The organism is Streptomyces sp. NPDC014991 (assembly GCF_043080665.1).
In the GTDB taxonomy this organism is placed as follows: Bacteria; Actinomycetota; Actinomycetes; order Streptomycetales; family Streptomycetaceae; genus Streptomyces.
In genome coordinates, this window is record NZ_JBIBVY010000006.1 from 262,701 (window position 1) to 270,657 (window position 7,957).

Annotated in this window: 7 protein-coding genes; 5 read left to right on the top strand and 2 right to left on the bottom strand. The window is 74.1% G+C overall.

All coding sequences use genetic code 11. The features are described 5' to 3' along the window. Positions 1 to 30: 30 nt before the first annotated feature. The 3 genes from ACF1BE_RS13155 to hutI are packed head-to-tail and all read left to right on the top strand — an operon-like array spanning position 31 to position 3,769. On the top strand, positions 31 to 1,233 hold the full coding sequence (locus ACF1BE_RS13155) for an allantoate amidohydrolase (RefSeq protein ID WP_392199142.1): 1,203 nt from the start codon (positions 31 to 33) through the stop codon (positions 1,231 to 1,233). Beyond that, entirely contained in the window at positions 1,230 to 2,567 is a 1,338-nt protein-coding gene (locus ACF1BE_RS13160; protein ID WP_392199085.1) for a formimidoylglutamate deiminase, read from the top strand. Before ACF1BE_RS13155 ends, ACF1BE_RS13160 begins: the two co-directional genes overlap by 4 nt. A gap of 29 nt (positions 2,568 to 2,596) precedes the next feature. Next, positions 2,597 to 3,769, top strand: coding sequence for an imidazolonepropionase (gene hutI, locus ACF1BE_RS13165; RefSeq protein ID WP_392199086.1), 1,173 nt, complete (start codon positions 2,597 to 2,599; stop codon positions 3,767 to 3,769). 59 nt (positions 3,770 to 3,828) lie between these two features. Here hutI and ACF1BE_RS13170 read toward each other — a convergent pair whose 3' ends face one another. Together ACF1BE_RS13170 and ACF1BE_RS13175 are read right to left on the bottom strand one after the other, a co-directional pair. Beyond that, complete coding sequence (locus ACF1BE_RS13170) at positions 3,829 to 4,863, bottom strand: DMT family transporter (RefSeq protein WP_392199087.1); 1,035 nt, start codon at positions 4,861 to 4,863, stop codon at positions 3,829 to 3,831. Positions 4,864 to 5,010: 147 nt separating this feature from the next. Then, complete coding sequence (locus tag ACF1BE_RS13175) at positions 5,011 to 5,907, bottom strand: RNA polymerase sigma factor SigF (RefSeq protein WP_392199088.1); 897 nt, start codon at positions 5,905 to 5,907, stop codon at positions 5,011 to 5,013. A 246-nt stretch (positions 5,908 to 6,153) separates the two neighbouring features. Between ACF1BE_RS13175 and ACF1BE_RS13180 the strand changes: the two genes are divergently transcribed. Both ACF1BE_RS13180 and ACF1BE_RS13185 read left to right on the top strand, forming a co-directional pair. Continuing rightward, positions 6,154 to 6,531, top strand: coding sequence for an STAS domain-containing protein (locus ACF1BE_RS13180; protein WP_356817472.1), 378 nt, complete (start codon positions 6,154 to 6,156; stop codon positions 6,529 to 6,531). Positions 6,532 to 6,857: 326 nt separating this feature from the next. Beyond that, entirely contained in the window at positions 6,858 to 7,427 is a 570-nt protein-coding gene (locus ACF1BE_RS13185) for an ATP-binding protein (protein WP_392199089.1), read from the top strand. Positions 7,428 to 7,957 lie beyond the last annotated feature (530 nt).

The window sequence follows — 7,957 nt, forward strand, 5'->3', positions numbered from 1 at the left end:
GAGTCCGTCGTGGGCAGCTCCTTCCACGAGATGTGGGCGGAACTGCTCCCCGTCGGCCGCCACCCCGGCTCCCGGGGATACCGCCGCTACGCCTGGACCGGGGCCGACGCCGACTGCCGGGCCTGGTTCGAGGAGCAGGCCCGCATCCGGGGGCTGGCGTACGAGGTCGACCGGAACGGCAACCAGTGGGCCTGGCTGGGCGATCCGGCCGCCGGCGACGCCGTCGTCACCGGGTCGCACCTGGACTCCGTGCCGGACGGCGGCGCCTTCGACGGGCCCCTCGGAGTGGTGTCCGCCTTCGCCGCCCTGGACGAGCTGCGCGGCAGGGGAGCCGAGTTCACCAGGCCCCTGGCCGTCGTCAACTTCGGGGACGAGGAGGGTGCCCGGTTCGGGCTCGCCTGCGTCGGGTCCCGGCTGACCGCCGGGCAGCTGACCGTCGAGCAGGCCCACCGGCTCACCGACGGCGACGGGGTCAGCCTGCCGCGCGCCATGGAGGCCGCCGGGTACGACCCCGAGGCCATCGGCGCCGACCCCGAGCGGCTGGCCCGGATCGGTGCCTTCGTCGAACTGCACGTCGAACAGGGCCGCGCGCTGGACCTGTCCGGCGACCCGGTCGGCATCGCCAGCGCCATCTGGCCGCACGGCCGCTGGCGGTTCGACTTCCGCGGCGAGGCCAACCACGCCGGCACCACCCGGCTGGCCGACCGCCGCGACCCGATGCCGTCCTACGCCGAGACCGTGCTCGCCGCCCGCCGCGAGGCCGAACTCGCCGGCGCCGTCGCCACCTTCGGCAAGATCTCCGTCGAGCCGAACGGCGTCAACGCCATTCCCTCGCTGGTGCGCGGCTGGCTCGACTCCCGCGCCGCCGACCAGGAGACCCTGGACACGGTCGTCGGGGGAGTACAGAAGGCCGCCCGCGAGTACGCCGCCGCCCACGGCGTCGAGCTCGACGTCGTCCGGGAGTCCTTCACCCCGGTCGTCGAGTTCGACCACGCCCTGCGGGACGAACTCGCCCGCATCCTGGGCCGGGACACCGGCCTGCGGGTGCCCGTCCTCGGAACCGGTGCCGGACACGACGCCGGGATCCTGTCCGGGAGCATCCCGACCGCCATGCTGTTCGTGCGCAACCCCACCGGTGTCTCGCACTCCCCGGCCGAGTCCGCGGCCGAGGACGACTGCGTGGCCGGGGTGCGCGCACTCGCCGACGTACTGGAAGGACTGGCCTGCCGGTGACCGAGGGAACCTTCTGGCTGGAGCACGCCTGGCTGGGCGACCGGGTCGAGCCGGGCGTGACGGTCGAGGTGACGCGGGGCCGCGTCACGGCCGTCCGCACCGCGACCCCCGTCCCGCCGCCCGGCGCCGAGGTGCTGCGCGGGCTGACCCTCCCGGGCCTGGCCAACGCCCACAGCCACGCCTTCCACCGCGCGCTGCGCGGCACCGTCCAGGTCGGCAGCGGAACCTTCTGGACCTGGCGCGAGGTGATGTACTCCGTCGCCGACCGGCTGACCCCGGAGACCTACCACGCCCTGGCCCGCGCGGTGTACGCCGAGATGGCCCTCGCCGGCATCACCTGCGTCGGCGAGTTCCACTATGTGCACCACGCGCCCGGCGGCACCCCCTACGCCGACCCCAACGCCATGGGCGAGGCGCTGATCACCGCCGCCGCCGAGGCCGGGATCCGGATCACCCTCCTCGATACCTGCTACCTCTCCGCCGGTTTCGGGCAGCCGCCCGACAGCCACCAGCTGCGCTTCTCCGACGGCGACGCGGAGACCTGGGCCGCACGCTGCGCGGGTCTCCGGGAGCGGGACCACGCGCGGATCGGGGCGGCGATCCACTCCGTACGGGCCGTGCCCGCCGGTCAGCTGGCGACCGTGGCACGGTGGGCCGAGGAGCGGCGCGCCCCGCTGCACGTGCACCTGTCGGAGCAGACCGCCGAGAACGACGCCTGCCGGGCCGCCCACGGCCGCACGCCCACCCGGCTGCTCGCCGACCACGGCGTCCTCGGGCCGCGCACCACCGGTGTGCACAACACCCACCTCACCGACGAGGACATCGCCCTGCTCGGCGGCTCGGGCACCGGCACCTGCATGTGCCCCACCACCGAACGGGACCTGGCCGACGGCATCGGCCCGGCCGCCGCGCTGCAACGGGCCGGCTCCCCGCTCTCCCTGGGCTCCGACAGCCACGCCGTCATCGACCTGCTCGAAGAGGCACGCGCGATGGAGCTGGACGAGCGGCTGCGCACCCGCACCCGCGGCCACTGGACCGCCGCGGCACTGCTGCGGGCCGCCACCGCCGACGGACACGCCGCCCTCGGCTGGGACGACGCCGGCACCATCGAGCCCGGCGCGCTCGCCGACCTGACGACGATCGCCCTGGACTCGGTCAGGACGGCCGGGCCGCCGCCGAGGCTGGGTGCCGAGACGGCCGTCTTCGCGGCGGGCGCGGCGGACGTACGGCACACGGTCGTGGGCGGCCGGCATGTCGTACGCGACGGCGCGCACACGCTCGTACCGGACGTGCCGCGGGCGCTGGCCGCCGCCGTCGAAGCCCTGCGCGGCTGAGGACCGCCGACCCCCCTGAGGACGACACCATGAGCAGCAGCACCGTCATCACCAACATCGCCACGCTGGTCACCAACGACCCCTCCCTCACAGGCTCCCCCCTCGGTCTGGTGCAGGACGCGGCCGTCGTCATCGACGGCGACCGCATCGCGTGGACCGGTGAATCAAGCAAAGCACCCGCCACTGACAACCGCGTCGACGCGGGCGGCCGGGCGGTGCTGCCGGGGTTCGTGGACTCCCACTCCCACCTGGTCTTCGCGGGCGACCGCACGCAGGAGTTCAACGCCCGCATGTCCGGCCGCTCCTACACCGCGGGCGGCATCCGCACCACGGTCGCCGCCACCCGGGCCGCGAGCGACGCGGTGCTGGAGGCGAACCTGACCCGCTACCTGGCGGAGGCGCTCCGCCAGGGCACCACCACCCTGGAGACCAAGTCGGGCTACGGCCTGACCGTCGAGCACGAGTCGCGCGCCCTGCGCATCGCGGCCGGGCACACCGACGAGGTCACCTACCTCGGCGCGCACATCGTCCCCCCGGAGCACGCCGACGACCCGGCGGCCTACGTCGCCCTGGTCACCGGCGAGATGCTGGACGCCTGCGCGCCGCACGCCCGCTGGATCGACGTGTTCTGCGAGAAGGGCGCCTTCGACGGTGACCAGGCCCGTGCGATCCTCACGGCCGGCCGGGCGAAGGGCCTGCACCCGCGCATCCACGCCAACCAGCTCTCCTACGGCCCCGGCGTCCAGCTGGCCGTCGAACTCGACGCGGCCAGCGCCGACCACTGCACCCACCTCACGGACGCGGACGTCGACGCCCTGTCCCAGGGGCGTACGGTCGCCACCCTGCTCCCCGGCGCCGAGTTCTCCACCCGCGCCGAGTGGCCCGACGCCCGCCGCCTGCTGGACGCGGGCGTCACCGTCGCCCTCTCCACGGACTGCAACCCGGGCTCCTCCTTCACCTCGTCGGTGCCGTTCTGCATCGCCCTCGCCGTCCGCGACATGGGCATGACCCCCGACGAGGCGGTCTGGTCGGCCACGGCGGGCGGCGCCGCCGCCCTGCGCCGCACCGACATCGGCCGCCTCACGCCCGGCGCCCGCGCCGACCTGACCCTCCTGGACGCCCCGAGCCACGTACACCTGGCCTACCGGCCGGGTGTGCCGCTGGTCAGCGGGGTGTGGCGCGGAGGCGTCCGCGTCGTCTGACCGGCTGCCGGCTGCCGGGAACCCCGGCAGCCGGCCCGCGCGGCGTCCCCGCGGACGGGTCAGGCGGGCTCCACCGCGGTGCCTTCGCAGCCACCGCCCGCCACGGGGACCTGCCCGCCGCCCGTCACCGGGGCCTGCCCGCCGTCCGCCGTGACGCCGTCCGCGACGGCGTCGTCCGCGCCGGCACCGGCCTTCCGTCCCCGGTCCGCGGGCGTCCGCCCCCACGCCGTACCGGCAAGCACCAGGACCGCGCCGAGGTACCCGAGAGGGCCCGGCCGGTCGCCGCCCAGGGCGATACCGACGGCCGCGGCCCACACCGGCTCCGTGCCGAGCAGCAGGCTGACCCGGGACGGGGACGTGCGCCGGACCGCCCACATCTGCACGAAGAACGCGAGCAACGTGCAGAACGCGGACAGGTACAGCAGCCCCAGCCAGTCCCCGAGGCCGAACCCGGCCGCGGCCGACCAGGGCGAGGCGCCGGTGCCCGGAAGCGCGACCAGGGCGGCGAACACGAGGACCGCCCCGCCCAGCTGAACGGTCGTCAGCGACAGCGCGTCCGCCCCGCGCACCGACTCCATGCGGGACATGGCCAGGACGTGTGCCGTACGGGCGGCGGCGGCCCCGAGCATCAGCAGGTCGCCGCCGGTCGGGGCGGTGAAACCCGCGCCCAGGGTCAGCAGGGCGACGCCCAGCACCGACAGTCCGGCCGCCGCCACGAAGGACCCGGGAAGCCGGGTGCCGCGCACCCAGCTCTCGGCGACCGGCGTGAACACCATGGTGAGGCTGATGATCAGGCCCGCGTTCGTCGCCGAGGTGTGCACCACCCCGTACGTCTCCAGCAGGAAGATCCCGGCGAGGATCAGCCCCAGCAGCCCGCCCCCGCGCAGCTGGGCCGCGCTCAGCGCGCGCAGCCGGCGCCGGCCGGCGACGACGAGCACCGGCACGGCCACGGCGAACCGCAGCACCAGCACGGCGAGCACCGTCCGCTCCGTGGTGACGCCCTTGGCGGCCAGATAGCTGGAACCCCACACCACCGCGACCAGCAGAACGGGAAGATCGGTGAGCCGGCCGCCGCGGGCCGCGGTGACAGTCATGGGCATCCTTCGGGGGACGTACGGACGGGGCGTACTGCGGCGGCATGACGGTTGCCCGGTCGGGTACCCACCAACCGGTGGAGTGCGTCCGCGAACGCGGGAGCGGCCCGGCGCGTCGGCCGGGCCGCTCCCAGGGTGCACGCGGGGTCACTCCTCCACGGTCAGTCCCTTGCGCAGCTGGACCAGCGTGCGCGACAGCAGCCGGGACACGTGCATCTGGGAGATGCCGAGTTCCTCACCGATCTCCGACTGCGTCATGTTCGCCACGAACCGCAGCGAGAGGATCTTCCGGTCGCGGGACGGCAGACCGGCGATCAGCGGCTTGAGCGACTCGATGTACTCGATGCCCTCGAGCCCGTGGTCCTCGTAGCCGATGCGGTCCGTGAGCGCGCCCTCGGACTCGTCCTCGTCGGGCTGGGCGTCGAGCGAGGAGGCGGTGTAGGCGTTCGAGGCGGCCATGCCCTCGACGACCTCCTCGTTGGAGAGGCCGAGACGCTCGGCGAGTTCCGCGACCGTCGGGGCGCGGTCCAGCTTCTGCGCCAGTTCGTCCCCGGCCTTGGCGAGGTCCAGCCGCAGTTCCTGGAGCCGGCGCGGGACGCGCACGGACCACGAGGTGTCCCGGAAGAAGCGTTTGATCTCGCCGATGATGGTCGGCATCGCGAATGTGGGGAATTCCACACCCCGGGCGAGTTCGAAGCGGTCGATCGCCTTGATCAGGCCGATCGTGCCGACCTGGATGATGTCCTCCATCGGCTCGCTGCGGGAGCGGAAGCGGGAGGCGGCGAACTTGACGAGCGCGAGGTTCAGCTCGACGAGCGTGTTGCGGACGTACGCGTGCTCGTGCGTCCCTTCCTCCAGCGACTCCAGGCGCTCGAAGAGGGTCTTGGACAGCGCCCGCGCGTCGACCGGGCCGATCTCGTCGTACGGGGGGATCTCCGGGAGTCCCTCGGGGAGATCGAGGGCGCCGATGGGATGATCCAGTTGTTCCGGTGGGGGTGTCGACGTCGCGATCGGGGTATGCGATGCGTCGAGCCGGGGTGACATGGGTGTCCTCCATCGTTCTCGGCATATGGCTGCCGAAGCCAGTGCGTGCACTACGGTGTGCGGCGCCTCCGAAGCCGGCGTGTAGGGATGTGTGTCCTTACTAGCCCTACCCGCTGTACCGAGCGAGTCGCAAGTGCATTGTGTTGCGATATGTCCGTTTGTGCGCGGTTGTTCGGGTGTCGGAGTGCGCGGGGAAGGCGTAATGTTCGAGGGCATCAGCAGCCACGACCTCGGGAGAGAGACGGCATGGACCACGGGACGGTCGGCAGCGCACAGTCGGGCCGGCTTCTGGTGGAGGTGCGGGAAGAGGGCTCCAGCGCCGTAGTGACACCGGCCGGAGAGCTGGACCACCACACCGCCGATCTTTTGCGGGAGCCCCTCGACGACCTTCTGGCCAAGGGCTTCGCGCGGCTGGTGGTGGACTGCTCACGCCTGGAGTTCTGCGACTCCACAGGGCTGAACGTTCTGCTCGGCGCCCGGCTGAAGGCGGAGGCCGCCGGAGGCGGTGTCCACCTGGCCGGAATGCAGCCAGTGGTGGCCCGCGTGTTCGAGATCACAGGAGCCGAGGCGGTCTTCACCGTCCATGACTCCCTGGAGGCGGCCCTGGCCGACGGTGCCGACTGACCGCCGCCCCGCGCGGCCCGGTCCGCGTGCCCGTCGCCGGCCGCTTCCGGGCGTTGCACGCGTCACGCCGAACACAGGGGTGTTCCGCCGGATCGGTCGGGCAGGAGAGGGCAGAAGAACCAGGAGGCGACCGGACGGCCGCCGGACCCTCCCGGGCCCGGCGAACGGCCTGGACGGAACCTGCCTCGGCGGACCGGTGGTCACAGGACCCCGCACGGCGACGCGCGGGCGACGGCCGGACGACGTACGACCCGGCACCGGTGGTGCCGGACCTTTGACCGCACTTTTTGGATCATGAACTGGTGAATCGGTGAGGTGAAGCGCTGATGAGCACCACCCGGCCTTACTCGCCGGGCGACCGCGGCCCGGAGCCCAGCGGCGCTTCCGGGGCGTCCGAGGGGGTCGCGCCGGCCGTCGGCGCAGCCACGGGGGCAGCCGCGCCGTCCGTGCCGTCCGGCTCGTCCGGCGGCACACCGCAGGAACGGAGCCGGCAGCTCCGCAGACTCCGTCTGGAAGGCGAGAGCGGGGTCGTCCCGCTCGCCCGCGACTTCACCCGCCAGGCGCTGTACGCGTGGGGCTGGCTGCCCGCCGACTCCGCGGACCAGCGGGCCGCCGCCGAGGACGTCCTGCTCGTCGTCTCCGAACTGGTCACCAACGCCTGCCTGCACGCCGAGGGCCCCGACGAGCTGTTCCTCTCCTGCGACAACAAGGTGATCCGGGTTGAGGTCTCGGACCGGGGCGCCGGCCAGCCGGCCCCGCGTACCCCGCACCGCGCCGGCCGCCCGGGCGGGCACGGCATGTTCATCGTGGAGCGGCTGTGCCTGGACTGGGGCGTGGTCCGCACCGCCGACCGCCCCGGCAAGACCGTCTGGGCGGAAATGGGCGCGCCCGCCTGACCGTTGGTGTGAGGCGGCGCGCGAGCGCCGCCCGCCCCTCACCGGAGCCTTCGCCCCACCGAGGCGTGCCCGGTGCCCCCGCGCCGTCACGCGCCGCGTCTCCGCTCCCCGCGACCGCGGCCCCACTCCGACGGCCGTTCCGACACTCCGTCACAGGCTCCTGCCCCGCCGAGCCTCGCCCCGCCCGGCAGACCGACGTTCAGGACACGGGGTACGGCCCTGACGTGCCCGCCGCCGACGGCGGACGCCGCCGACCCCGCCGAGTTCTCCGAACCTTGGCCTGCCGGGTACGTGGGTGCGCTCGCCGGGCGTGCCGGCGGCCGGGCGCGCGGTACGGCCCTGACCTTCCCCCGGCCCGGACGGACGCCCTGCCCCCTGCCCCCTGGCAACGGCCGGGCGGTGGGCGGCACGCCGGTCCCGCCGAGTTCTACGAGCCTTGGCCTGCCGGGTACGTGGGTGCGCTCGCCGGGCGTGCCGGCGGCCGGGCGCGCGGTACGGCCCTGACCTTCCCCCGGCCCGGACGGACGCCC